This window comes from Mycobacterium sp. 94-17 (assembly GCF_035617725.1).
GTDB lineage: Bacteria > Actinomycetota > Actinomycetes > Mycobacteriales > Mycobacteriaceae > Mycobacterium.
This window is the reverse complement of the sequence record NZ_JAPIYN010000007.1, coordinates 217,027-242,085: the sequence shown is the minus strand read 5'-3', so window position 1 is coordinate 242,085 and position 25,059 is coordinate 217,027. Positions and strand designations below refer to the sequence as shown.

General features: G+C 66.9%; 22 protein-coding genes and 2 pseudogenes. 13 read left to right on the top strand and 11 right to left on the bottom strand.

What is annotated here, in order from left to right; genetic code table 11:
* Positions 1-63 precede the first annotated feature (63 nt).
* Positions 64-195, top strand: a pseudogene (locus OQ789_RS25990) (hypothetical protein); the annotation flags it as partial.
* On the opposite strand, the pseudogene OQ789_RS11275 reads toward OQ789_RS25990, so the two are convergent.
* Together OQ789_RS11275 and OQ789_RS11270 are read right to left on the bottom strand one after the other, a co-directional pair.
* Positions 175-780 (bottom strand): annotated as a pseudogene (locus tag OQ789_RS11275) (Sir2 family NAD-dependent protein deacetylase); the annotation flags it as partial. The pseudogenes OQ789_RS25990 and OQ789_RS11275 overlap by 21 nt on opposite strands.
* Positions 781-861: 81 nt before the next feature.
* Positions 862-1,401 carry an isochorismatase family cysteine hydrolase gene (locus OQ789_RS11270; RefSeq protein WP_324685744.1) on the bottom strand — a complete coding sequence of 180 codons (540 nt, stop codon included), beginning with the start codon at positions 1,399-1,401 and terminating at the stop codon, positions 862-864.
* Between the two features lie 59 nt (positions 1,402-1,460).
* On the opposite strand from OQ789_RS11270, the gene OQ789_RS11265 reads away from it, so the two are divergent.
* Positions 1,461-3,503 carry an NAD(+) synthase gene (locus tag OQ789_RS11265; RefSeq protein WP_324685743.1) on the top strand — a complete coding sequence of 681 codons (2,043 nt, stop codon included), beginning with the start codon at positions 1,461-1,463 and terminating at the stop codon, positions 3,501-3,503.
* 56 nt (positions 3,504-3,559) lie between these two features.
* On the opposite strand, the gene OQ789_RS11260 is transcribed toward OQ789_RS11265, so the two are convergent.
* The 6 genes from OQ789_RS11260 to OQ789_RS11235 all read right to left on the bottom strand — a co-directional run bounded on the left by OQ789_RS11260 (position 3,560) and on the right by OQ789_RS11235 (position 8,767).
* Complete coding sequence (locus OQ789_RS11260) at positions 3,560-3,967, bottom strand: hypothetical protein (RefSeq protein WP_324685742.1); 408 nt, start codon at positions 3,965-3,967, stop codon at positions 3,560-3,562.
* 122 nt (positions 3,968-4,089) lie between these two features.
* The gene (locus OQ789_RS11255; protein WP_324685740.1) at positions 4,090-4,638 is read right to left on the bottom strand and encodes a YbhB/YbcL family Raf kinase inhibitor-like protein; all 549 of its coding nucleotides are present in this window, start codon (positions 4,636-4,638) and stop codon (positions 4,090-4,092) included.
* A complete protein-coding gene (locus OQ789_RS11250) occupies positions 4,635-5,204 on the bottom strand; it encodes a 3-isopropylmalate dehydratase (protein WP_324685738.1) in 570 nt (189 codons plus the stop codon). The genes OQ789_RS11255 and OQ789_RS11250 overlap by 4 nt, the downstream gene beginning before the upstream one ends.
* A complete protein-coding gene (locus OQ789_RS11245; RefSeq protein ID WP_324685735.1) occupies positions 5,201-6,448 on the bottom strand; it encodes an aconitase/3-isopropylmalate dehydratase large subunit family protein in 1,248 nt (415 codons plus the stop codon). The genes OQ789_RS11250 and OQ789_RS11245 overlap by 4 nt, the downstream gene beginning before the upstream one ends.
* Positions 6,439-7,326 (bottom strand): isocitrate lyase/PEP mutase family protein, encoded by an 888-nt coding sequence (locus tag OQ789_RS11240; RefSeq protein WP_324685733.1) that lies wholly within the window; start codon positions 7,324-7,326, stop codon positions 6,439-6,441. The genes OQ789_RS11245 and OQ789_RS11240 overlap by 10 nt, the downstream gene beginning before the upstream one ends.
* Before the next feature lie 10 nt (positions 7,327-7,336).
* Positions 7,337-8,767 (bottom strand): MmgE/PrpD family protein, encoded by a 1,431-nt coding sequence (locus OQ789_RS11235; protein ID WP_324685732.1) that lies wholly within the window; start codon positions 8,765-8,767, stop codon positions 7,337-7,339.
* A gap of 74 nt (positions 8,768-8,841) precedes the next feature.
* On the opposite strand from OQ789_RS11235, the gene OQ789_RS11230 reads away from it, so the two are divergent.
* Positions 8,842-9,663 (top strand): GntR family transcriptional regulator, encoded by an 822-nt coding sequence (locus OQ789_RS11230; RefSeq protein WP_420716094.1) that lies wholly within the window; start codon positions 8,842-8,844, stop codon positions 9,661-9,663.
* Here OQ789_RS11230 and OQ789_RS11225 read toward each other — a convergent pair.
* The gene (locus OQ789_RS11225; protein ID WP_324685731.1) at positions 9,660-10,538 is read right to left on the bottom strand and encodes a ribokinase; all 879 of its coding nucleotides are present in this window, start codon (positions 10,536-10,538) and stop codon (positions 9,660-9,662) included. The genes OQ789_RS11230 and OQ789_RS11225 overlap by 4 nt on opposite strands.
* Before the next feature lie 156 nt (positions 10,539-10,694).
* On the opposite strand from OQ789_RS11225, the gene OQ789_RS11220 reads away from it, so the two are divergent.
* The 10 genes from OQ789_RS11220 (at position 10,695) to OQ789_RS11175 (ending at position 21,603) form a co-directional block, all read left to right on the top strand.
* Positions 10,695-12,887, top strand: coding sequence for an adenylate/guanylate cyclase domain-containing protein (locus OQ789_RS11220; protein ID WP_420716093.1), 2,193 nt, complete (start codon positions 10,695-10,697; stop codon positions 12,885-12,887).
* Positions 12,887-14,383, top strand: a complete 1,497-nt coding sequence (locus OQ789_RS11215; protein ID WP_324685730.1) for a mechanosensitive ion channel family protein — start codon at positions 12,887-12,889, stop codon at positions 14,381-14,383. Before OQ789_RS11220 ends, OQ789_RS11215 begins: the two co-directional genes overlap by 1 nt.
* Positions 14,380-15,639 (top strand): glutamate-5-semialdehyde dehydrogenase, encoded by a 1,260-nt coding sequence (locus tag OQ789_RS11210; RefSeq protein WP_324685729.1) that lies wholly within the window; start codon positions 14,380-14,382, stop codon positions 15,637-15,639. Before OQ789_RS11215 ends, OQ789_RS11210 begins: the two co-directional genes overlap by 4 nt.
* Before the next feature lie 36 nt (positions 15,640-15,675).
* Entirely contained in the window at positions 15,676-16,551 is an 876-nt protein-coding gene (locus tag OQ789_RS11205) for a MoxR family ATPase (protein ID WP_324685728.1), read from the top strand.
* A 10-nt stretch (positions 16,552-16,561) separates the two neighbouring features.
* Complete coding sequence (locus OQ789_RS11200; RefSeq protein ID WP_324685727.1) at positions 16,562-18,010, top strand: VWA domain-containing protein; 1,449 nt, start codon at positions 16,562-16,564, stop codon at positions 18,008-18,010.
* A gap of 232 nt (positions 18,011-18,242) precedes the next feature.
* Entirely contained in the window at positions 18,243-18,911 is a 669-nt protein-coding gene (nadD, locus tag OQ789_RS11195) for a nicotinate-nucleotide adenylyltransferase (protein ID WP_324685725.1), read from the top strand.
* Entirely contained in the window at positions 18,908-19,303 is a 396-nt protein-coding gene (gene rsfS, locus OQ789_RS11190) for a ribosome silencing factor (protein WP_324685723.1), read from the top strand. Before nadD ends, rsfS begins: the two co-directional genes overlap by 4 nt.
* The gene (gene gpgP, locus OQ789_RS11185; protein WP_324685722.1) at positions 19,300-19,974 is read left to right on the top strand and encodes a glucosyl-3-phosphoglycerate phosphatase; all 675 of its coding nucleotides are present in this window, start codon (positions 19,300-19,302) and stop codon (positions 19,972-19,974) included. Before rsfS ends, gpgP begins: the two co-directional genes overlap by 4 nt.
* Positions 19,964-20,773: a diglucosylglycerate octanoyltransferase gene (octT, locus tag OQ789_RS11180; RefSeq protein ID WP_324685721.1), complete on the top strand. Its 810-nt coding sequence runs from the start codon at positions 19,964-19,966 to the stop codon at positions 20,771-20,773. Before gpgP ends, octT begins: the two co-directional genes overlap by 11 nt.
* Positions 20,770-21,603: a DegV family protein gene (locus OQ789_RS11175; RefSeq protein ID WP_324685719.1), complete on the top strand. Its 834-nt coding sequence runs from the start codon at positions 20,770-20,772 to the stop codon at positions 21,601-21,603. The genes octT and OQ789_RS11175 overlap by 4 nt, the downstream gene beginning before the upstream one ends.
* Before the next feature lie 12 nt (positions 21,604-21,615).
* Here the strand turns inward: OQ789_RS11175 and OQ789_RS11170 are convergent, their stop codons facing one another.
* Complete coding sequence (locus OQ789_RS11170; RefSeq protein WP_324685717.1) at positions 21,616-24,516, bottom strand: MMPL family transporter; 2,901 nt, start codon at positions 24,514-24,516, stop codon at positions 21,616-21,618.
* Entirely contained in the window at positions 24,513-24,980 is a 468-nt protein-coding gene (locus OQ789_RS11165; protein ID WP_324685715.1) for an MmpS family transport accessory protein, read from the bottom strand. The genes OQ789_RS11170 and OQ789_RS11165 overlap by 4 nt, the downstream gene beginning before the upstream one ends.
* Positions 24,981-25,059: the final 79 nt, after the last annotated feature.

The window sequence follows — 25,059 nt, the reverse complement described above, 5'->3', positions numbered from 1 at the left end:
CGTTGACAGCGGCGCCAACTCGTCGGCCAGCAGGACCAGCAACTCCGAGCAGCCGCCCTCGACCTTGACGGTGGCCAGGTCGTCGCCGCGGGTGCCGCCGCGGTTGACGATGGCCACCGGGATGCCCAGCGCGGCGGCGTGACGCACGAACCGATAGCCGGAAAACACGGTCAGCGACGAGCCGGCGACCAGTAGCGCGTCGGACTGTGCAACCAACCTATAAGCTTGCGCCACAATGTCTTTGGCGATGCTCTCGCCGAAGTAGACGATGTCCGGCTTCAGCATCCCGCCACAGCGCTCGCAATCCAGATAGCGGAACGACGCGGTGTCGGCGACGATCGCGTCGGCGTCGGGAGCCACCGCCAGCCCACCGATCGCTTCGGCGCGTTCGGCGAATCCGGGGTTGAGCGCCTCCAGCCGCCCCGCCAGCGCGGCCCGCGTCATCGTGGATCCGCAGCCCAGACAGATCACCTGCGCGTAGGTGCCGTGCAGGTTGATGACGTTTCGGCTGCCGGCCTTGGTGTGCAGCAGATCGACATTCTGGGTGATCACACCGGTCACCACCGATGCGGCCTCGAGCGCGGCGAGCGCCCGGTGGCCCGCGTTGGGCAGTGTGTCGTCCATGTGCCGCCACCCGAGGTGGTTGCGCGCCCAGTACCGCTGCCGGAACACCGGATCGCCGGTGAACTGACGGATCGTCATGGGATTGCTCGGCGGCGAATCGGGCCCGCGATAGTCGGGAATGCCCGAATCGGTGGAGATACCCGCGCCGGTGAGCACCGCGATCCGGCGACCGGCCAGCAACGTGACCAGTTCGGGCGATTCTGCGGAGCCGGCGATCACCTCATCCAGAGTACGGATTCAGCCCAGGCAGTCCGCCGCGCTGGTGAGCTCGGCGGACATGTTTCGCTGCATCATCTTGCACGCGGCCGGGCCCAGGTCAGGGTCGATATTCGCCACGGCATCGGTCGGGATCACGACGGGGAAGTGCCGCACATAGGCATCCAGGGCGGTGTAGAGGATGCATTGCTCGGTGACCTGGCCGGTGATGATCAACCGCTTGGTGCCCAGCCTGTTGAGCAGGTATGCCAGCGGCGTCGCGTAGAACGCGCTGTGCCGGACCTTGGTCATCACGCGGAACCCCCCGGTCGGCAGGATCGGTTTCACCAGATCGGGCCGGGCCCCGTCGCATGCGGCACGGACGATGTCGGCGAACTCGGCGGTGAAATCGCCGTAGTTGTCGTTGACGTACACCAGGTCGACGTCGTCGGATTCGCGCGCCCGGTGAACCAAATCGGCCAAAGGCTCAATGGCCTTCTCGACATTGGGTATTAGATTTTCAGCATCGGGATGCTGATACGTATTCATCATGTCGACCACTAACAGGGCAGTGTCGCTCATGCGGGCGGGGATACCCGGCGGCTCCGAGTTGACACGTATGGGACGACAATGGAAGGGCGATGGACTTTTACAACGCTTACAGCCAGGGTTTCGCCCGCGTCGCCGCATGCACGCACCACACGGTCATCGGTGACCCGGCCGCGAATGCCGAATCGGTGCTGCGGATGGCCAGGGAGTGCCACGACGACGGCGCGGCGCTCGCCGTCTTCCCGGAGCTGACGCTGTCGGGGTATTCCATCGAGGACATCGTGCTGCAGGATGTGTTGCTCGACGATGTCGAAAAGGCCGTCGCTCAGATCGTCGCGGCATCGGCCGAGTTGCTGCCGGTGCTGGTGGTCGGCGCGCCGCTGCGTCATCGGCACCGGATCTACAACACTGCCGTCATCGTCCACGGCGGCGAGGTGCTCGGGGTGGTGCCGAAGTCGTACCTGCCCACCTATCGGGAGTTCTACGAGCGCCGTCAGATCGCACCCGGAGACGATGAGCGCGGCAGCATTCGCCTGGCAGGCGCCGAGGTGCCGTTCGGTCCCGATCTGCTCTTCGAGGCGTCCGACGTGCCCGGCTTCGTGCTGCACGTGGAGATCTGCGAGGACATGTTCGTGCCGATTCCGCCCAGTGCGCAGGCCGCGCTCGCGGGCGCGACGGTGCTTGCCAACCTGTCCGGCAGTCCGATCACCATCGGACGCGCCGAGGACCGCCGCCTGCTGGCGCGCTCGGCGTCGTCGCGATGCCTCGCCGCCTACGTGTATTCGGCTGCCGGAGAAGGTGAATCGACGACCGACCTGGCCTGGGACGGGCAGACTATGGTCTTCGAGAACGGCGTGCTGCTGGCTCAGTCCGAGCGCTTCCCCAAAGGCGAGCGACTCAGCGTCGCCGACGTCGACATCGATTTGCTGCGCTCCGAACGGCTCCGGATGGGCACCTTCGACGACAACCGGCGCCACCACCGGACGACGACGGATGCTTACCGGCACATCGAGTTCCGGCTGGACCCACCGGGCGGCGACATCGGACTGCGGCGCGAGATCGAGCGCTTCCCCTTCGTCCCCGCCGATCCGCAACGGCTGGAACAGGATTGCTTCGAGGGCTACAACATCCAGGTCGCCGGTCTCGAACAGCGGTTGCGTGCGCTGGATTTCCCGAAAGTGGTGATCGGGATCTCCGGCGGCCTGGACTCGACGCACGCGCTGATCGTCGCCGCCCGCGCGATGGATCGCGAACAGCGGCCGCGCAGCGACATTCTGGCGTTCACACTGCCCGGCTTTGCGACCGGGGACCACACCAAACGCAACGCGGCCGAGCTGTGCCGCACGCTGGGTGTGACGTTCGCCGAGATCGACATCCGCGAGACCGCGCAGCTGATGCTCAAGGAGATGGATCACCCGTTCGCGCGAGGCGAGAAGGTATACGACGTCACCTTCGAAAACGTCCAGGCCGGATTGCGCACCGACTACCTGTTCCGGCTGGCCAACCAGCGGGGCGGCATCGTGCTGGGCACCGGAGACCTGTCCGAGCTGGGGTTGGGCTGGTCGACTTACGGTGTCGGCGACCAGATGTCGCATTACAACGTCAACGCCGGTGTGCCCAAGACCCTGGTGCAGCATCTGATTCGCTGGGTGATCTCCTCGGAACAGTTCGAGCCGGAGGTCTGCGAGGTGCTGCAGTCCGTGCTCGACACCGAAATCACCCCGGAGCTGGTTCCCAGCGGCGAGGAGGAAGAGCTGCAGAGCAGCGAGGCGAAAGTGGGTCCGTTTGCGCTGCAAGACTTTTCACTGTTCCATGTGCTGCGCTTCGGGTTCCGGCCCTCGAAAATCGCGTTCCTGGCCTGGCATGCGTGGAGCGATCCCGAACACGGCATCTGGCCGCCCGGCTTCCCGGAGGACAAACGGCCGTCGTACTCGCTGAAGGAGATTCGGCACTGGTTGCAGGTTTTCGTGCAGCGGTTCTACTCGTTCAGCCAGTTCAAGCGCTCGGCCTTGCCCAACGGCCCCAAGGTGTCGCACGGCGGCTCTCTGTCGCCGCGGGGAGACTGGCGCGCCCCGTCCGACATGTCGGCGCACATCTGGCTCGACGAGATCGAACGCGAGGTGCCCGAGGACTAGCCACGTGCGCCCGAAGGCCCGCCCGGAAGCACCGGGCGGGCCCGACAGGATGTGGCTCAGGCCCTGGCGCGGCGCCAGCCCCGGTACTGCAACTCGGCGAACACCAGCGTGTAAACGCCTGCGGCCAGGTTCAGCACCACACCGGTGGGCGTCAGCGGGAAGATGTTCGCGAGCACCAGAACGACTGCGGCCACCGTGTATGCCACGTTCCCGACGATGACGGCCATGCCGGCGCGGCGCACCGACGGCAGGGCGGCCAGCCCGAACACCACCACGCCGTAGGCGATCAGGAACGCGCCCATGCCGTACTCGAACGCCTTCGTCGTGCCCGAGATGTCGGCGAGCCAGCCGGCCACCGGGATACCGGCCAGCCCCACCAGCGCGCTGATAGCGGCGTCTGCCCGCATCGCAAAGCGAAGCAGGCCGTCCCGGGTGCCCGTGCGGTCAATCGTGGTAGCGGACATGATGTTCCTTTCTCGATGGCGTGCTGCGATCGCCATCGACGCTGCCCGCAATCCACTGCCACATCGACGCCCGGCGCTGCCAAACGCTGCCAACCGCAGGTCAGCGGGGTGACTCGCCGCGCTCAGCGCTCGTAGGTTCCGGTCAGCGTGCCCCGCGCCAGCACGTGCCCGCGCATCGCGGCCAGCAGACCCTTGGTGGTGGTCACGGTGTCAGGAAGGACGGCGTCGAGCGCGAGCACATGAAAGCGGTAGCGGTGTGGCCCATGCCCGCGGATCGGTCGTGGCCCGGCGTAGCCGTAATGGCCCAGGTCGGCCTGCAGGAAGCGGATTCCCGGGCATCCGGGCTGAAGTGCGCCTGCGGCAACGCCGTCCACGCTCGGATCGATCACCGCGGCGGTGTGCACGAGGGGACGGGGGAGCGGAACGTCGACGTCGTCGATGACGAGCACCAGCTGACGCGTCCCGGCCGGCGATGCCGCCCAGCGCAACGGCGGCGACGCGTTGTCACCGACGCCCTTTCCCGCGCTGGACGCCGGCATGACGCCGCCCTCGGCGAAGGCGGGACTGGTCACCGTGATGGTGGTGGGGGCCTCCAATGCGCCGTCGGCGAGCGGACTTCGGTGGGCGCCCGCGCGCACGCCGCGGAGCAGCTTGCCCAGTCGCTCGATCACGCGCCGCTGCCCGCACCGCGCATCGCCACCGCGGGTGAGCGCAGCAGGTCGCCCAATTCGCTGGGCAGGTAGCCCTGGCGGGCGAGCCGTGGCAACACGCCGCCGCTCTCGATGATGTCGAGGATGAGGTCGGGCAGCTTGGGAACCGAGCCCGAGGCGCCGGTGGTGTCGTTGCGCCAGCTGCCATCGGCGAGATCGAACGTTCCGGTGTCGCCGTCACTGAAGGCCGAGGTGGCGTCGGGGACGGTGATCGCCGGCAGCCCGGAGTTCACGGCATTGCGAAAGAACAGCGAGTTGAATTCCTCGGCGACCAGTCCGGCGACGCCGAGCTCGACGAACAGCGCCGCCACCGGCCGCGACGAACCGAGCCCGAAGTTCTTGCCGGCCAACACGATATCGCCCGGGGACACCTCGTCGGTCCAGCCCGGCCGCACCTCGTAGAAGACGTGCCTGGCGGCCTCGGCCGATTCCATCTTCATGGCGAACGCCGGATACATGGCGTCAGTGTTCAGGTTGTCGCCGAACACCCAGACTTTGCCTTGAAATGCAAGCGATCGCAGCGTCATTCGATCACGCTCCTCGGGTCGCTGATGTAGCCGGTGACCGCGGACGCGGCGACGGTCGCCGGGGAGGCCATGTAGATCTCGGCCTCGGTGCTGCCCATGCGCCCGGTGAAGTTGCGGGTGCTGGCCGTGATGCACACCTCGCCGGGGCCCACCACGCCCATGTGGTAGCCGAAACAGGCTCCGCAGGTGGAGTTGGTGACGACGGCGCCGGCGTCGGCGAGGTCCTGGAGGTAACCGCGCCGCATGGCCTCGCGGTATACGGCCTGCGAGGCGGGCGTCACCAGCAACCGCACGCCCGGCGCGACGGTTTTGCCGCGCAACACCTGCGCGGCGATCTGCAGGTCTTCGAGTTGCCCGTTGGCGCAGGAGCCGATGAAGGCCTGGTCGATTTTCTGTTTGGCCAGTTGCGATACCGGAGAGCCGTTGCGGCTGACGGTGCCCGGCCGCGCCACGTAGGGTTCCAGCGCCGCCAGGTCGATCCGCCGGATGTCGTGGTAGGCGGCGTCGGAATCCGGTGTGACGGCGTCGAATCCGGTGACCCCGCGTTCGTCGAGGAACGACGCCAACACATCGTCGGGATCGAATGTGCTGAAGTCGGCCGACACCTCCGCGCCCTGGGTCGCGATGGTCCGCCGGTCGTGCATCGGGATGCCGGCCAGGCCGGGCCCGCCGAACTCGAGGTTCTGATTGGGCGCATCGCCGTACTCGTTGGCGATGTGCAGGAAGATGTCCTTGCCGCTCACCACGTCCGGTTTGGCGCCGTGGAATTCGTAGCGGATCGTCGGTGCGACTTGGAACCAGGTAGAGCCGGTGCACATGATCGAATAGATCTCGGCGGGACCCAGCCCGCGGGCTGCGGTGTTGTATGCGCCGGCCGCGCAGGTGTGAGAGTCGGTGCAGGCCAGCACTTCTCCCGGGCGGGCGAGCCCGTTCTCCGCGATCACCTGGTGGCAGATGCCGTGCCGGCCGACGTCGTAGAAGCGCTCGATCCCGAAGTCCGCGACGAATTTGCGGGCGTGATTGCCGCCCTCGGCATCCTTGATGGTCGGCGCCGGCACGGCGTGATCCATGATCACCGCGAGCTTGTCGGGGTCGTGAATCCTGTTGGGCTGTATCCACATGGTGGCGAACTGCAGGTCGATCAGCACCGTCATGTCCACGTCGACTACGACGGTGTCACCCGGTGCGATCGAGTCCAGCCCGGCCTTGCGGGCGAAGGTCTTTTCGATGATGGTCATGCCCATGTGCGGTCCTCGGTGTGTGCGTACTTGTCGTCGAGCGCGCGCCAGTCCGCCATGCCCACCAGGTTGAAGAAGTCTGCCGGGGAGGTCGGTAGTTGGGCGGTGAGGTCGGTGCCGTTGAGTTCGCACAGGCTCTGCAGCATGGCGAACGTCGTCTGTATCAACAGGTTGCTGGGGTGGATGGCGATCGCGTATCCCAACTCCTGCAGCCGCGACGCGGACTGCAGCGGCGTCAGGCCGCCGAGCACCAGGTTGATCAGCAGGGGAGCGTCCACTTCGTGTGCGATGCGCTCGATTTCGCCGACGTCCTGCGGCGCCTCCACGAAGATGATGTCGGCGCCCGCCTGCGCGTAATGGTTGGCGCGCTCGATCGCGACGTCCAGGCCGAGCGGACCGCGCGCGTCGGTGCGGGCCACCACCAGCAGGTTGTCATCGGATCTGGCGTCCAGTGCTGCCGCCAGCGTCTGTTCGAACACCGCGGCGTCGACGAGCTGCTTGTCCGGGAGGTGACCGCAGCGTTTGGGGAACAGTTGGTCCTCCAGTTGGATGGCGGCCACCCCGGCCGCATCGTAGGAACGAACCGTGCGCACCACGTTCATCGGTCCGCCGTAGCCGGTGTCCGCGTCGGCGATCAGCGGGACATCACCGAGGGCGCCGGTGATCATCCCGACCCGATCGGCCATCTCGGTCGCGGTGACCAGACCGATGTCAGGCAATCCAAAACCCGACGCCGCCACACCGGCACCGGTCATGTATGCGGCGGCGTGCCCGGTCCTTCTGGTCAGGTGTGCGGATATTCCATCGAAAACGCCTGGTGCGACGATGAGTTCGCGCTTGTCGAGTAAATCTCTGAGCCTCCGACGGGCCGGTGTTGTTGGCATCTTGCTCCTTTCAATCCAGCGCGCCCGCGACGGGTTCGGCAAGCAGGTCGATCAGGGTGTTGACGTCGGTCTGGTCGTCGAGCCCGACCACCGCGCGCTCGATCGCCCCGGCGCGGTCGTGGTTCATGACCCGGTCGGCCAGCGCGTGGAACTTGGCCACCAGTTCGTCGTTGGTGACCGGATCGTTGGGTGCGCCATGCGGCAGGGCTACTCGCGCGCGGTGCACGGTTCCGTCCCGGGCGGTCACCGCGACATCGGTGCGGAATTTCTCGGTGATGCCGGCGTCGGCCAGCGATTCGTCGAGGTGCACGGTCGTGGCGGCGATCAGCGACCAGATGTCGTCGGAATCGAGTCGGGCCGGGGTGAATTGTTCGGGCAGCACGTTGCCGTCGAGCAGCGCGGCCGCGGTGGCGTATCCAATGTTCATCTGCGCCCCGATCGGGGTGAGCGGGCGCTCCGGCGTCCACCAGCCGTGCTTGTACACGGTCTCCCCGACGGTGATGTCGACCGACGAGATATCGCCCGGCGCAATCGAACTCCGGAGCTCCCGGGCGGCGTCGATGGCACCGTGCAGCCCACCCATGGCGGCGTACGACTTGACCATGATGACGGTGGTCTCCCAGCGGTGGCCGAGTTCACCGCTCAGCAGCGCGGCATCCGGATCGTGACCCTCGCCGAAAACGCTGAGGAAGCCACCATATTCGCGCTCGAACACGCGCTTGATGCCGGTGTAGCCCGCTTGCGCCAGACCCGCCGCGTAGAACCCATTGCGCGCGGCCAGGCCGTGGTGCATGCGCTTACTCATGGCTTCGTACTGCGCGGCCATCAGACCCGCCGACTGGGTTGCGGCCAGACCCAGTGCGTCCTCCAGTTGCGCCGGAGGCAGGCCCCGCAGCTTGCCGGACGCCATTGCCGCCGAATGGGTGCCGAAGACCGGGCCCGAATGCCAGCCGCGGTCCAGCATCTGGGTGCCGTGCAGGGTGTAGCCCACGCGGGGTCCGACTTCGAACCCGGCTATGGCCGCGAGCAGCAGGTCGGCGCCGGTCGTTGGTACCGGGCGTTTTGACGCCGTCGACAGCAGCGCCGGGATGAGCAGCGAGCAGCTGTGCAGCGGGGCGAGCGGATGGAAGTCGTCGAGTTCGAAGCCCTGGATGAACGTGCCGTTGAGCACAGCGGCCGCGGGCGCGCTGGTCCGCTGACCGGTGCCGATGACGATGCTGTCGCCGGGGCCCTCGAGTCCCAAGACGGCGCCGGTGGCCACGCGTGACCACGGCAGTTGAGCTCCCACCAGCGCGCAGCCGATGCCGTCCAGCAGGAGGTGTTTGGCGCGGTCGACGACGCTGGCGGGCACGTCGTCGAGCGTCAGCTCGGCGACCCAGGTGGCGAGGCGCCCGGTCGGGCCGGCCGGATCGGTGGCGGCCGACTGATGCACCGCGATCATCACGACTCCCTGTCCACCGTTGACTAGTTGTTATATGTTTATAACAACTAGTCGGATCGCGCAAGGGAGGCGGTGTGAAAGCATTGATCACCGTGCAGCAGCGCAGCGACAAGGCCGGCCCGGTGTCCACGGCCGCCGGTGTGCCGTTGCACCGGCAGCTGTTCTTGGTGCTGCACGACGAGATCGATCGCGGGGTCATCGCCCCCGGCGACGCGTTGCCCACCGAGCAGACCCTGTGCGATCAGTTCGGGGTTTCTCGCATCACCGTGCGCCGCGCGCTGGCCGATCTCGCCGACCAGGGTTACATCGAGCGTCGGCACGGCGTTGGTTCGTTTGTGCGCCAACATGATCCGGCCGACGTGCCAGCCGGCCGCTCGTACTTGCAAGGACTGCGCCAGACCCAATTCGAAACCGAGGTCGAAGTGGTTGAACTGGGCACGCGGACGCCCGCACGGGTCATTGCCGAAACCCTCGGGCGCACCGGCGAGTTGCTGCACATCGTGCGGGTGCGGCGGCAACGCAGGACGGGCGAGCCGTTGATGGTGACCGACGCCTGGCTGCCCCCGGAACTGGCCCCGGTGCTCACCAAGTCCGCATTGCGGCGCGCGCCGCTCTACGATCTGCTGTCCGACAGTGGAATCACCGCGAACGGGGTGCGGCACGAAATCACGGCCGAAATCGCGGGACCGCGCAACGCGCACCTGCTCGACATCCCGATCGGTGCCGCCCTGTTGCGGGTCAACCGGCTCGTGTACGCGGCCGGCGCACCGCATCACTATTTGTCGGCGCTCCTATCGCCGAGCCGAAGTCGCGTGCTGCTCAGCCAGACAGCGGAGGAGATGGAGACCGGCGACGGGCTGAGAATCGCCCACGACGTCGGCGGGCAGGGCGGCTAGGGCGCGCCGCGGAGCGCCTTGTCGATGGCATCGACGTCCGGTGCGCAGTCACCCGCGCCGGCGACCAACGTCGCCAGCGCGCCCGCCGCGCAGGCCCGCTGTACCGCCAGGCGCCGCTGGTCCGGCGAGCCCGGATGGGGCGGCCAACTCGCGGCCAGCACGCCGGCGAACACGTCACCGGCCCCGGTGGTGTCCACCGCATCCACGGCCGGAGCCGCCACGGTGTACTCGCCGTCCGCGCCCTCGTAGCGGGCGCCGCGCGCACCCAGCGTGACCACCAAATGCTCTGGACGCCATGGCCATTCGACGGCCTCGTCTTGGTTGGTGATCACCACGTCCGCGGCGGCGGCCAACTCGCTCAACGGGCCGGGGTCCTGACCTGCCGGGGATGCGTTCACGACGACCACCGCCCCCGCCGAACGGGCGTGTCGCGCCGCCGCGACGGCCGTGGCCACCGGAATCTCCAACTGGGTCAGCATCACGTCGCAGCGGGCGACGACCGCGCGCGCACGATCATCGGTCAGCGTCAAACGGCCGTTGGCGCCCGGCACGACCACGATGGTGTTCTCGGCATTCGCGTCGACCACCACCACGGCCGTGCCGCTGGGGCCGGAAATTTCGGCGACGCCGTCCAGCCCGACGCCGTTCGCCTCGAGGTGTGCGCGCAATCGTCCGGCGGCCGCGTCGTCGCCCACCGCACCGACGAACTGCACCTGTGCGCCGGCCCGGGCCGCCGCCACGGCTTGATTGCCGCCCTTGCCGCCGGGGGCGTGCGTGAGCGACGACGCCAAAACCGTTTCGCCGGGCCGCGGAAGGGCCTCGACGGCCAACGACAGATCGAGATTCACGCTACCCACGACACAGACCCCAGCCATCACGCCGACGTTAGTCGGACCGCGATGCTAAAGCACACCAGGGCAACCGGCACTTTCGACGCGGAATCGCGTTCACGGCAAACCCCGAATATCTCGATGTCTGCGCGATATTCTGCTGCGTTAGCGGTGCTGGATCCCAGGTAAAGGGGCGGGCGATTGACCACGAGCGAGCTGACAGACGCTGCACCCCATACCGATCCCGAACCGGATGCACCGCCCACCGGAGGCCCGCGTCGGCCGGTGCTGGCCCGATTCCGGTTCGGCATCCAGTCCAAAATCCTGTTGACCATGCTGCTGTCGAGCATCCTGGGCGTGGCGGTGATCGGCGCCATCGGGGCGGCGTCCGGGCGCAACGCCTTGCGGCAGGTCGAGTCCGAACGGCTGATCGAGCTGCGGGAGTCCCAAAAGCGCGCGGTGCAGGCGCTGTTTCGTGAGGTGTCGAATTCGCTGATCACCTGGAGTGGCGGGTTCGGCATCAACCAGGCCGTAACGGCTCTGACGGCCGACTTCGCGCAGTTGAACAATGCGACGATCGCGCCGGCCCAACAGCAGGCACTGGTCGATTACTACGACAACGACATGATCAAACCGATCAAGCGCATCACCGGGGACACCATCGACATTAGGGCAGTACTGCCGAGTTCCAACGCGCAGAAGTACATTCAGGCCTATTACACCGCCGGTCCCCGGACCGGCCCCGACACGCTGCCGGTCGCGGACGCCGGCGACGGCAGCGCCTGGTCGGCGACCAACGCGCGCTTCGACTTCTACATGCGCGGCATCGTGACCCGTTTCGACTATCGCGATGCGCTGTTGTTGGACATGCAGGGCAACGTGGTCTACAGCGTGCTGAAGGGTCCCGATCTCGGGACTAACATCCTGACCGGGCCGTACCGGGAATCGAAGCTGCGCGATGCCTACCGGAAAGCTCTGGCGTCCAACGATCTCGACTTCGTCTGGATCACCGACTTCCAGCCGTACCAGCCGCAACTCGACACGCCCACGGCCTGGGTGGTGTCACCGATCGGCATGAACGGCAAGTTCGAGGGGGTGATGGCGCTGCCGGTGCCGGTCGCGAAGATCAACAAGATCATGACCGCCGACAAGCGCTGGGAGGCCGCCGGCATGGGGCCAGCGACCGAGACATACCTGGCCGGCCCCGATGACCTGATGCGCTCCGATTCACGGGATTTCATCGAGGCACCGACGGAGTACCGGCGCTCGGCGATCGATGGCGGCACGCCACCCGACGTGGCCGACCGGGCGATCCGGCTGGGCACCACCACCCTGGTGCAGCCGGTGGACACCGCCGGTCTGCGCGCCGCCAAACGCGGCGAGACAGGCGTGGTCAGCGCCACTGACTACATGGGCAACAAGGAGCTGGAAGCCTATGCCCCGCTGGACATCCCGAACTCGGACCTGCACTGGTCGATCCTCGCGACGCGCGACAACTCCGATGCGTTTGCCAGACTCGGCCGGTTCAGCAGGACGCTGGTGGTGGCCGTCGCCGCGATGGTCTTCGTGATCTGTGTGGCCTCGATGCTGGTCGCACAGGCCGCGGTGCGACCCGTCCGGCGCCTCGAAGAGGGCACCCGCAAGATCAGCTCCGGTGACTACGAGATCAACATCCCGGTCCGGCGGCGTGACGAAATCGGCGATCTCACAGCGGCTTTCAACGAGATGAGTCGCAACTTGGCGATCAAGGAGGAGTTGCTGAACGAACAGCGGCGGGAAAACGACCGCGTGCTGCTGGCTTTGATGCCCGAATCGGTGCTGCAGCGGTATCGCGGGGGCGAGGAGAACGTCGCTCAGAAACATCGCGACGTGGCCATCATCTACGCCGACATCGTCGGCTTGGACGAGATCTCCAGCACCGTGCCTGAAGACGAGTTGGTTGCCACCGTCGGCGATCTGTTCCGGCAATTCGACTCGGCCGCCGAAACCCTTGGCGTCGAACGCATTCGCACCTTCCACAACGGCTATCTGGCCAGCTGTGGGGTAGTCACCCCCCGGCTGGACAGCATCCACCGCGCGGTCGACTTCGCCCTGGCGATCGGCCGCATCATCGACCGATTCAACAGCCAGACCGGGCACCAGCTGGGCCTGCGGGTCGGGGTGAACACGGGCAACGTGGTGAGCGGGCTGGTCGGCCGCTCCAGCCTGGTGTATGACATGTGGGGCGGCGCGGTCAGCCTGGCCTATCAAATGCACAGTGGCGCACCCCAGCCCGGCGTCTACGTCAGTTCGCAGGTGTACGAGGCGATGCGGGACATCCGGCAGTTCACCCCCGCAGGTACCATCTCGGTCGGCGGTGCCGACCAGGCCATCTACCGGTTGCTGGAGCGCTGATGAATCTCTTCAGCTCGACGTGGTTCTACTGGGCGATCGGCATCGCGGTCGGACTGCCGCTCGGGTTGATCGCGCTCACCGAGTTGCAGGACGCGCTGCGGCGCAGGAACAGCCCGCTGGCCCGGCAGGTCGGCCTGGTGCGCAATTACCTGCTGCCCCTCGGTGCGCTGTTGCTGCTGTTGGTCCAGGCCTCCCAGGTACAGGCCGGCGATGTTCCGGTGCGCCTGCTGACCACGGTGTTCGGCGTGCTGGTGCTGGTGCTCGTGCTGTCGGGTCTCAACGCGACGATGTTCGAAGGCGCACCCGAAAAGAGTTGGCGCAAAAGGCTACCCACCATCTTTCTGGACTGCGCCCGGTTGGTCGTGATCGGTGTCGGTCTGGCGGTGATGTCCTCCTACATCTGGGGCGTGCGCATCGGCGGTATCTTCACCGCGCTGGGCGTCACGTCGGTCGTCATCGGCCTGATGCTGCAGAACTCCGTCGGCCAGATCGTGTCGGGCCTGTTCATGTTGTTCGAGCAGCCGTTCCGCATCGACGACTGGCTGGACACCGGCACCGCTCGCGGGCGCGTGGTCGAGGTGAACTGGCGGGCCGTGCACATCGACACCGGCAGCGGTATTCGGGTGATGCCGAACTCGATGCTCGCGGGCACCGCGTTCACCAACCTTTCCCGCCCGCCTGGCGCGTACAAGCTGGCGATGACGACCACGTTCTCCAGTGTCGACCCGCCGGACCGGGTGTGTGCGCTGCTGTCGCGCATCGCCCGGGAGTTGCCGCAGCTCAAACCCGGCAGCGTGGCGCGCACGGTGCCGAAAGGTGCGGGCGAGTACCGCACCACCGTCGGCGTGGACTCACCGGCGGCCGCCGGCGCCGCCGAGGCCACCTTCCTGCGCTGGGCCTGGTACGCGGCGCGGCGAGAGGGCCTGCACCTCGACGACGCCGACGACGACTTCTGCACCGTCGAACGAGTGGAGCATGCGCTGCACACCGTGGTGGCGCCGGCGTTGCGGATCGGCGCCGAGGACCAGCGGTCGCTGCGGTCCATGTCGAGGATCGTCCGCTACGGCACCGACGAGGTGGTGGAGTATGCCGGCCAGGTGCCGACGACCATGACGTTCTTGGTCTCGGGTCGCGTGCAATTGGCAGCGACCGCCGACGACGGCTCGCTGGTCCCGATCAGCACGCTGGACGAGGGGTCGTTCCTGGGGCTGACGGCGCTGACTCGGCAACCAAACCTGGCCAGCGCGTACGCGATCGAGGAGGTCACGGCGCTCGAGATCGATCGCGAACACATCGAGCATCTGGTGGCGCGTGCCCCGATGCTGCTGCAGAACTTCGGCCACATCATCGAAGAGCGGCGCAGCAGGGTGCGTAGTGCGCGGCAAGGTGTGGCGATCGCGAGCGCGGCGGTGCCGGGCGAAGCGGGTCGCCACCATCGGGCTAGCGATCGGGTCGGCTCACCCGGGGTTTTGCCGCCCGATACGCTGGTTCAATGAGTCTGCAAGCACCATCGCTTCCTGACTTGCGCCAGGAGGTGCACAACGCCGCACGCCGCGCGCGGGTGGCGTCACGTGTCCTGGCGTTGCTGCCGACGGTTGCCAAGGACCAGGCACTGCGCTCTGCGGCCGACGCGATTTCCGCCCACACCGAGCTGATCCTGTCGGCCAACGCCGAAGACCTCGACGCCGCCCGCGCGGCCGGCACGCCGACCGCGATGCTCGACCGGCTGGCACTGGACGCCACCCGGGTCGAGGGCATCGCCGCCGGCCTGCGCCAGGTCGCCGGGCTGCCCGACCCGGTCGGGGAGGTGTTGCGCGGTTACACGCTGCCCAATGGGTTGCAGCTGCGCCAGCAGCGGGTTCCGCTGGGCGTCGTCGGCATGATCTACGAGGGCAGGCCCAACGTGACCGTCGATGCCTTCGGGCTGGCCCTGAAGTCCGGCAACGCCGTGCTGCTGCGCGGGAGTTCGTCGGCGACGCGGTCCAACCAGACGCTGGTGCAGGTGCTGCGTGCCGCGCTGGTCGGTGAGGATCTACCGACCGATGCGGTCCAACTGCTTTCGGCCGATGACCGCTCGACGGTGACCCATCTGATCCAGGCCCGCGGCCTGGTGGACGTGGTGATTCCGCGCGGCGGGGCCAGCCTGATCAACGCGGTGGTCCGCGACGCGCAGGTGCCCACCATCGAGACCGGTGTCGGGAACTGTCACGTCTACGTGCACGACGGCGCCGATTTGGATGTGGCCGAACGAATCCTGCTGAATTCCAAGACCCGCCGGCCCAGTGTGTGCAACGCGGCCGAGACACTGTTGATCGACGCCGGGATCGCCGAAAAGGCGGTACCCCGGCTGGTGACGGCCCTGCAACAGGCCGGCGTGACCGTGCACGGTGGATTGTCCGGGGACGCACATGAGGATGACCTGCGTCGCGAATATTTGTCGATGGACATCGCGGTGGCGGTGGTCGACGGCATCGACGCCGCGATCGCGCACATCAACGAGTACGGCACCGGACACACCGAGGCCATCGTGACCACCAATATGGCCGCGGCGCAAAAGTTTACGGACGGCGTTGACGCCGCGGCGGTGATGGTGAACGCGTCCACGGCGTTCACCGACGGTGAGCAGTTCGGCTTCGGTGCCGAGATCGGGATCTCCACCCAGAAACTGCATGCCCGCGGTCCGATGGGGCTCTCCGAATTGACCTCGACCAAATGGATCGCGTGGGGAGACGGGCAAACTCGCCCGGCCTGATTCCCGCGTGACGACAGAGTCTTAGGAGAACCGATTGTGAGCGTGCCCGCCCGGTCCAGGCCGTTGTTCGACGACATCGACGATGTCTCATGGCGGCTGGCCGAGACCGGCTACCTGCCCGACACCGCCACCGCGACGGCTGTGTTCCTGGCCGACCGGCTCGGCAAGCCCTTGTTGGTGGAAGGCCCGGCCGGCGTGGGCAAGACCGAGTTGGCCCGCGCCATCGCCCAGGCCACCGGCTCGGGCCTGGTGCGCCTGCAGTGCTACGAGGGGGTCGACGAGGCCCGCGCGCTCTACGAGTGGAACCACGCCAAGCAGATACTTCGTATTCAGGCCGGTTCGGGGGACTGGGATCAGACCAAGGACGACGTGTTCAGCGAGGAGTTCTTGCTGCAGCGCCCGCTACTGACCGCCATCCGGCGCACCGATCCGACGGTGCTGCTGATCGACGAGACCGACAAGGCGGACATCGAGATCGAGGGCCTGCTGCTCGAGGTGCTGTCCGACTTCGCGGTGACCGTTCCCGAACTGGGCACGATCACCGCCGAGCGGACGCCGCTGGTGGTGCTGACCTCGAATGCCACCCGCGAGCTGTCCGAGGCGCTCAAGCGTCGCTGCCTGTTCTTGCACATCGACTTTCCCAGTCCCGACCTGGAACGCCGCATCCTGTTGTCCCGGGTCCCCGAGCTGCCCGGGCACCTGGCCGAGGAACTCGTTCGCATCATCGGCGTGCTGCGCGGCATGCAACTCAAGAAGGTGCCGTCCATCGCCGAGACCATCGACTGGGGCCGCACCCTGCTGGCGCTGGGCCTGGACACCATCGATGACGCCGTCGTCGCGGCTACGCTGGGCGTGGTGCTCAAGCATCAATCCGACCAGCAGCGCGCGACCGGCGAGCTGCGGCTGAACTAGGACGACTGCGATGCCCGCCCGCCGTATCCGGCCCTCCCGACCGCTCGCCCCGCACGGGCTGCCCGGTCACTTGGTGGGATTCGTGGAAGCGCTTCGCGGGGCCGGGATTTCGGTCGGTCCGTCCGAGACGGTGGATGCCGGCCGGGTGATGGCGACGCTCGGCCTGACCGACCGCAAGGTGCTGCGCGAGGGCCTGGCGTGCGCCGTGTTGCGCCGGCCCGATCACCGCGAGACCTATGACGCCATGTTCGACCTGTGGTTCCCCACGGCGCTGGGCGCCCGCGCAGTGGTCACCGACGACGACGCCGACGGCTCGCCCGACGACAGCGCGTTGCCGGCCGACGACGTCGAGGCGATGCGGCAGATGCTCGCGGATCTGCTGACCGAGAACCCCGACCTCGCCGACATGGATGAGCGCCTGGTCGCGATGATCGCCCGGATCGTCGAGGCTTACGGCAAATACAGCTCCAGCCGCGGCCCCTCGTTCTCGTCGTATCAGGCCCTCAAAGCGATGGCGCTGGACGAGCTCGAGGGTAAGCTGCTGGCCGGGTTGCTCGCCTCGTACGGCGACGAGCCCACCCCCAGCCAGGAGGAGATTGCCAAAGCTCTTGCTGCGCAGCGGATTTCCCAGCTGCGCAAGATGGTCGACTCGGAGACGAAGCGTCGCACCGCGGAGCAGCTGGGTCGCGATCACGTCCAGATGTACGGCATTCCACAGCTTTCCGAGAACGTGGAATTCCTGCGCGCCTCCGGTGAGCAGCTGCGCCAGATGCGCCGCGTGGTGGCCCCACTGGCCCGAACGCTGGCGACCCGCTTGGCGGCCCGCCGCCGGCGCACCAGGGCGGGGACGATAGATCTGCGCAAGACGCTGCGCAAGTCGATGTCCACCGGCGGGGTGCCGATCGACGTGGTGCTGGCCAAGCCGCGCCCCGCGCGGCCGGAGCTGGTGGTGTTGTGCGACGTGTCCGGTTCGGTCGCCGGTTTCAGCCATTTCACCCTGCTCCTGGTACATGCTCTGCGCCAACAGTTTTCACGGGTGCGGGTGTTCGCGTTCATCGACACCACCGACGAGGTGACGCACATGTTCGGCCCCGAGGCCGACTTGGCCGTGGCCATCCAGCGGATCACCCGGGAGTCGGGTGTTTACAGTCGCGACGGGCATTCCGATTACGGCAACGCGTTCGCGTCTTTCGTGCAGGCGTTCCCCAATGTGCTCTCACCGCGCACGTCGCTGCTGGTGCTGGGGGATGGCCGCACGAATTACCGCAACCCGGAGATCGAGCTGCTGACCCACATGGTGACCGCCAGTCGCCACGCGCACTGGCTCAATCCCGAACCCAGGCACCTGTGGGGCAGCGGCGACTCGGCCGCGCCGCGCTATCAAGAGGTCATCCCGATGCACGAGTGCCGGTCTGCCAAACAACTGGCCGCGGTGATCGACCAGTTGCTGCCCGTGTAGGGGTGCGGTCGCGTTTCACATCGGCCACACGCGTCACCGGCGGCGGCGATGTGCTTGGTGCCCGCCTCATAGCGACAATTGCGGGCCGTGGGGTGTCACGGCGTATTCGCCGGCCGTTTGTCGCTCTGAGGCGGGCACAACACATGCCACCCGGCGCAGAGGCTGGTGTGGCGCCTGTGATCAACGGCTGGGAAATCGGACCGTAACACCGGCTCAAGTAAGCTGGCACATCGTGCAAAAGCAGCTTCGCAGGTTAGGAGTGATGGGTGGGACGTTCGACCCCATCCATTACGGCCACCTGGTTGCCGCGAGTGAGGTGGCCGACCTGTTCGACCTCGACCAAGTGGTGTTCGTGCCCAGCGGTCAGCCCTGGCAGAAGGATCGGCATGTCTCTGCCGCCGAGGACCGGTACCTGATGACGGTGATCGCCACGGCGTCCAATCCGCGCTTCTCGGTCAGCCGGGTCGACATCGACCGCGCCGGGCCCACCTACACCAAGGACACTCTGCGCGATCTGAGCGCTCTGAACCCCGACTCCGAGCTGTACTTCATCACCGGGGCCGACGCGCTGGCCTCCATCCTGTCGTGGCAGGGCTGGGAGACGGTGTTCGAGCTGGCGCGCTTCGTCGGGGTCAGCCGGCCCGGCTACGAGTTGCGCCGCGAACACGTCACCGGTGTGCTGGGCGAGCTGCCCGAGGACGCGCTGACCCTCGTCGAGATCCCGGCGCTGGCCATCTCGTCGACCGATTGCCGCCGCCGCGCGGCGCAGCGCCGGCCGCTGTGGTACCTGATGCCCGATGGCGTCGTGCAGTACGTCTCCAAGCGTCGTCTCTACCGCAACAATGAGGGGCCGCCGGTGACGGTGAACGAAAAACGCCTTGCCACAGGGGAACACCCATGAGCGCCACCCAGGAGGCCATCGACATGGCGGCGGTGGCGGCCGGCGCCGCCGCCGGAAAGCTGGCCGACGACGTCGTCGTCATCGACGTCTCGGCGCAGCTCGCCATCACGGACTGCTTCGTGATCGCGTCGGCGTCCAACGAGCGGCAGGTCAACGCCATCGTTGACGAGGTCGAGGAGAAGATGCGCAAGGCCGGCTACAAGCCGGCCCGGCGCGAGGGCACCCGGGAAGGCCGCTGGACGCTGCTGGACTACCGCGACATCGTCGTGCACATCCAGCATCAGGACGAGCGGGACTTCTATGCCCTGGACCGGTTGTGGAGCGACTGCCCGGTGGTCCCGGTGGACCTGGACGAGGGTCGCGAGGACTCCGGCGAGTCGGGCGCGCCATGAGAATTCGTCGTCTGATCATGTTGCGGCACGGGCAAACCGAGTTCAACGCCGGTAGCCGGATGCAGGGCCAGCTGGATTCTGAACTCAGCGAACTCGGCCGGGCACAGGCGGTGGCCGCGGCCGAGGTGCTGGGCAAGCTGCAGCCGTTGCTGATCGTGTCCTCGGATTTGCATCGCGCCTACGACACGGCGGTCAGGCTGGGTGAGTTGACAGGCCTTCCGATTCGGGTGGACCGGCGGTTGCGGGAGACTCACCTCGGCGACTGGCAGGGACTGACCCACACCGAGGTCGACGCGCAGGCCCCGGGCGCGCGGCTGGCTTGGCGTGAAGACGCCACCTGGGCGCCGCATGGGGGCGAGAGCAGGGTCGACGTCGCGGCGCGCAGCGTGCCGTTGGTGGCCGAATTGGTCTCTGGCGACCCGGAATGGGGTGACCCCGACGGGCCGGATCGCCCGGTGGTGCTGGTGGCCCACGGCGGCCTGATCGCCGCGCTGTCGGCCGCGCTGCTGAAGCTTCCGGTTGCCAACTGGCCGATTTTGGGTGGCATGGGCAACGCCAGCTGGGTGCAACTTTCCGGGCACAGCGACGATCGCGCCGACGAATTCGACAGCATCCGTTGGCGTCTGGACGTATGGAACGCTTCGGCCCAGGTGTCCAACGATGTCCTCTGAGCAGCCGTCGCAGCCGACGCTGCTGATTTTCGCCGACTCCTTGGCCTATTACGGCCCCACCGGGGGGCTGCCCGCCAATGATCCCCGGATCTGGCCGAATATCGTTGCGGCACAACTTGGTTGGGACGTCGAGCTGATTGGGCGAATCGGTTGGACGTGCCGCGACATCTGGTGGGCAGCGACCCAGGACCCGCGGGCCTGGGCGGCGCTGCCCAGGGCCGGAGCGGTCATCTTCGCCACCGGCGGCATGGATTCGCTGCCGTCGGTGCTGCCCACCGCGCTGCGTGAGCTGATCCGCTACGTCCGGCCGCCCCGGCTGCGGCGCTGGGTCCGCGACGGCTATGGCTGGCTGCAGCCGAGGCTCTCACCGGTGGCCAGATCGGCACTGCCCCCGCACCTCAGTGCCGAATACCTCGAACAGACGCGTGGTGCAATCGATTTCAACCGCCCCGGCATCCCCATAGTGGCCTCGCTGCCGTCGGTGCATATCGCCGACACCTATGGCAGGGCCCACCATGGACGGGCGGGAACGGTGGCGGCGATCACCGAATGGGCGCAGAACTACGATGTGCCGCTGGTGGACCTGAAAGCCGCTGTCGGCGAACAGATTATGAATGGCCGGGGGAACCCCGACGGCATTCACTGGAATTTCGAGGCGCATCAGGCGGTGGCGGAGTTGATGCTCAAGGCGCTCGCTCAGGCCGGCGTGGCGACGATGCAGAGCGCGCAGCGCGATGAGGAGGAGCCGCGCAATCAGGCCGGCGTGGCGACCGAGAAACCCCGCGGGCCGCGCTCGTGACCGTCGTGGTGTTGACCGACTCGTCGGCACGTCTTCCGGCCGACCTGCGCGAAAAGTGGGGCATCCGCGTCGTTCCGCTGCATATCCTGCTCGACGGCCACGATCTGCGTGACGGGGTCGACGACATTCCCGGCGACATCTACAAACTCGCGGCCACCACCGCGGCGGCCACTCCGGCCGAACTGGCCGACGCGTACCAGCAGGCGCTGGCCGACAGCGGCGCCGACGGTGTTGTGGCCGTCCATATTTCGTCGGCACTGTCGGGAACCTGCCGGGCCGCCGAACGCACCGCAGCCGATCTGGATCCGAATGTGCGCGTCGTCGATTCCAAGTCGGCCGCGATGGGCCTCGGCTTCGTCGCGTTGGCCGCGGCGCGGGCCGCCGCCGACGGCGCGGACGTCAATACCGTCGCGGCCGCCGCGCGGGCCGCCGTCGACCGCGCACATGCCTTCATCGTGGTGCACCGGCTGGACAACCTGCGCCGCAGCGGACGGATCGGTGGGGCCAAGGCGTGGCTGGGCACCGCGCTGGCCCTCAAGCCGCTGCTACGCATTGATGACGGCAAACTCGTTCTGGCGCAACGGGTCCGCACGGTCAGCCACGCGACGGAGACGATGGTCGACCGGGTCTGCGGGGTCGTCGGCCACCACGCCGCGGCCTTGGCGGTGCATCACGTCGACAACCCGGACGGCGCCCACGACGTGGCGACGGCGCTGGGCGAGCGGCTGCCGGCGTGCGAGCCGGCGATCGTCACCGAGCTGGGTCCGGTGCTCGCGCTGCACGTCGGCGCGGGCGCGGTCGCGGTGAGCGTGGAGCTGCCGGCAACGTAGCGGCGGGTCGATTCAGGCGTGGACCGGGCGCCGGGCGTGGTCACCGCGCGGGTGCACGACTTGCGGCCACCAGAACCAGCGCCCGAGCAGCGTGGCGATCGAGGGCATCAGCAGAGTGCGCACGATCAGCGTGTCGAGCAGCAGACCGATGCACACGGTCGACCCGAACTGACCCAGCACCCGCAGATCGCTGCCCAGCATGGACGCCATGGTGAAGGCGAACACCAGGCCCGCGGCCGTCACCACGCCGCCGGTGCCGGCCATCGACCGGATGATCCCCGTCTTGAGCCCGCGGTGGATCTCCTCGCGGAATCGGGAGACCAGCAGCAGGTTGTAGTCGGATCCGACGGCCAGCAGGATGATGACCGACAGCGCCATCACGATCCAGTGGATCCTGATGCCGAACAGATCCTGCCAAATCAACACGGACAGCCCGAATGACGCCGCGATCGAGCTGGCCGCGGTGCCGACGATCACCAGCGCGGCCACCACACTTCGGGTCAGCAGCAGCATGATCATGAAGATCAGCGTCAGGGCCGACACCACGGCGATCATCAGGTCGTACTTCTCGCCGTCGGCCATGTCCTTGAATGTCGCGGCGGTTCCGCCCAGATACACGCGGGCATCCGACAGCGAGGACTGCTTGAGCGCCTCCTGCGCGGCGGTGCGTTCGGCGTCGACACGCGCGATGCCGTCGGGCGACATCGGATCGCCCTGATGGGTGATGAAGAACCGCGCCGACTTACCGTCGGGCGACAAGAACATCCGCAGGCCCGTCTGGAAGTCGGGGTTGTCGAAGGCTTCCGGTGGCAGGTAGAAGAAGTCGTCGTTCTTCGATGCGTCGAAGCTCTGACCCATCACGATCGCGGTGTTGCTCATCGCTTCCATCTGGTCGATCATCGCCTTGAACGTCTGGTAGAGCGTCAGCGTGATGCCCCTGGTGTTCTTCAGCGTGTTGATCAGTATGGGGAACAGCGCATTCAGGTCGTGTGTGGCTTTGGCGGTGTGCGCGATATCGGTGGTGAGGTAGTGGAACTGCTCGGCGAGCTGGTCGAACCCGTCGAACGTGTCGAAGAGAGACCGCAGCCCGATGCACAACGGGATGTCGTAGCAGTGCTTCTCCCAGTAGAAGTAGGTGCGCACCGGCCGGAAGGTGTCGTCGAAATCGGCGATGTGGTCGCGCAAGTTGTCGGTGATTTGTGACGTCACCGCCGTGGTCTTTGCGCTGTCGTCGGCGGCGCCGGCCAGGTCTAGCGACACCTCATACTGGCGCTGCGTGGTGTCGATCTGGGTCTGCAGGTCGTCGGCCATCTTGAGGATGTCCTTCATGCGCTCCTTGAGAAAGCCCATGTTCTGCATCGTGGTCTGGCTTTGGATGCTGTTCTGGAACGGAATCGAGCTGTGCTGGATCGGAATGCCCAGCGGCCTGGTGATGTCCTGGACCATGGCGATGCCGAGCGTGCGCATCTCGTTCTTCGCCACCCGGTCCAGCACCAGCATATCGGCGGGATTTCGCATGTCGTGGTCGGATTCGACCATCAACAAGTCGGGATTCATCCGGGCCTCGGAGAAATGACGATTCGCGGCCTCTTGCCCTTGATTGGATGGGGCCGACAACGGCAGGTAATGGCGGTCGTTGTAGCTCGTCTTGAAGCTCGGCAGGGCGACCATACCGACCAGCACGACGGCTGCACTGACGACCAAAATGGCTGCGGGCCAACGCACCACGGCGGTGCCCACCCGGCGCCACAGCCGCCCTCGCTTCGCCTGCTTTTCGAAGAGGTGGAAGCGACTGCCGAGAAAAACGACCGCGGGGCCCAGGCTGAGTCCGGCCAGCACCACGACCAGCATGCCGATCGCTACCGGCGCACCCATCGTGTTGAACCAGGGCAGCCGAGCAAAACTCAGACAGTAGGTGGCTCCCGCGATCGTCAGGCCGGAGCCCAAGACGACCGGGGCGACTCCCTTGAATGTGGTGTAGTACGCGGTTTCTCGGTCCTCGCCGGCGGCCAAGGCCTCCTGGTATCGGCCGACGAGGAAGATGCCGTAGTCGGTTCCCGCGGCGATCGCCAACATGGTGAGGATGTTGGCGGCGAACGTGGTGAGTCCGAATGCGTTGTTATACGCCAGAACCGCGACGACACCCCGCGCGCACGCCAGCGCCACAAAGGTCATGAACAGCTGGATCAGCGTGGTGACGATCGACCGGTAGACCAGCAGCAACATGATCGCGATCGCGCCCAAGGTGAACAGTGTGATCTTGGCCAGGCTGGCGTTACCGATGATGTGCATGTCGTCGGACAGCGCGGCGGGACCGGTGACGTAGGCCTTCACGCCGGGTGGCGCCTTGTTCTCGTCGATCACCTTGCGGACGGCGTCCACGGAGTTGTTGGCCTGTGTGGTGCCCTGATTACCGGCGAGGTTGACCTGTACGTACGCGGCCTTGGCGTCGGCGCTCTGCGCACCCGCGGCGGTCAGCCGGTCTCCCCAGAAGTCCTGGATGTGCTGGATGTGCGCGGGATCCTGGCGGAGTTGCCGAATCAGGTTGTCGTAGTACTTATGTGCGTCCGGGCCCAGCGGGTGCTGACCCTCCAGGACGATCATGACGGTGCTGTTGGAGTCGAATTCGTGGAAGTTGTGGCCCAGGCGCATCATCGCCTTCATCGACGGCGCGTCCAGCGGTGCCATCGGCGCCGAGTGCGCCTCTCCGACAACTTCCAGGCTGGGGACCAGCATATTCACCAGGACGGTCACCACCACCCAGCCCAAAATGATCGGTATCGCGAAGATGCGAATCGCATGGGGCAGGTAGGGCCGGTGGCCCCGCTCGGCCTTGGACAGGCCCACCGTTTTGATCGGGCCGGTGTCGGCGGCGCTCAGGTCGCGCTCGGTCTTGCTGTTCACATCGCTCATGCGGACTTCACCAGGCAGAAGGTCTGGGCGTTATGGCCGTCGGAGTTCTGGTCGTCGCGGACCACGCCGTCCACGGTGATCTTGCAGGTGATCCTGCTGCCATCGCTCTGCGCCATGATGTTGGCGCTCACCGAGGGCAGCGTGGTCGAGATCGTCGTGGACCAGGGCAGCGGGGCGTTGTTGACCTGGTGCGTGTTGGCGTTCTCGTCCCAGTAGTTGATGTTCGCCGTGGTGCCCGGGGATCCGGAGATTTCATAGACGACGACCTTCGGGTTGAACTGCACGATTTCGATCCCCTTGCCGGCGTTTGCGTTGAGATCCTCCGACCCGAAGATCTTGTGCAGTCGCGACACGATGAGCGCCGACAGCGACAGAACGATCACCAGCAGAAGTGGGATCCACCCCCGTTTCAGCAGGCGGGTCAAGATGCCGTGGCGGGGACCTGAATGTGGATTAGCCACCACCTGACCACCTTCCGCAAAGCTCATCAACCGTCGCCGGGCGACCCCGATGCCAACGGAACTTTTGCTCGGTTAGGAATAC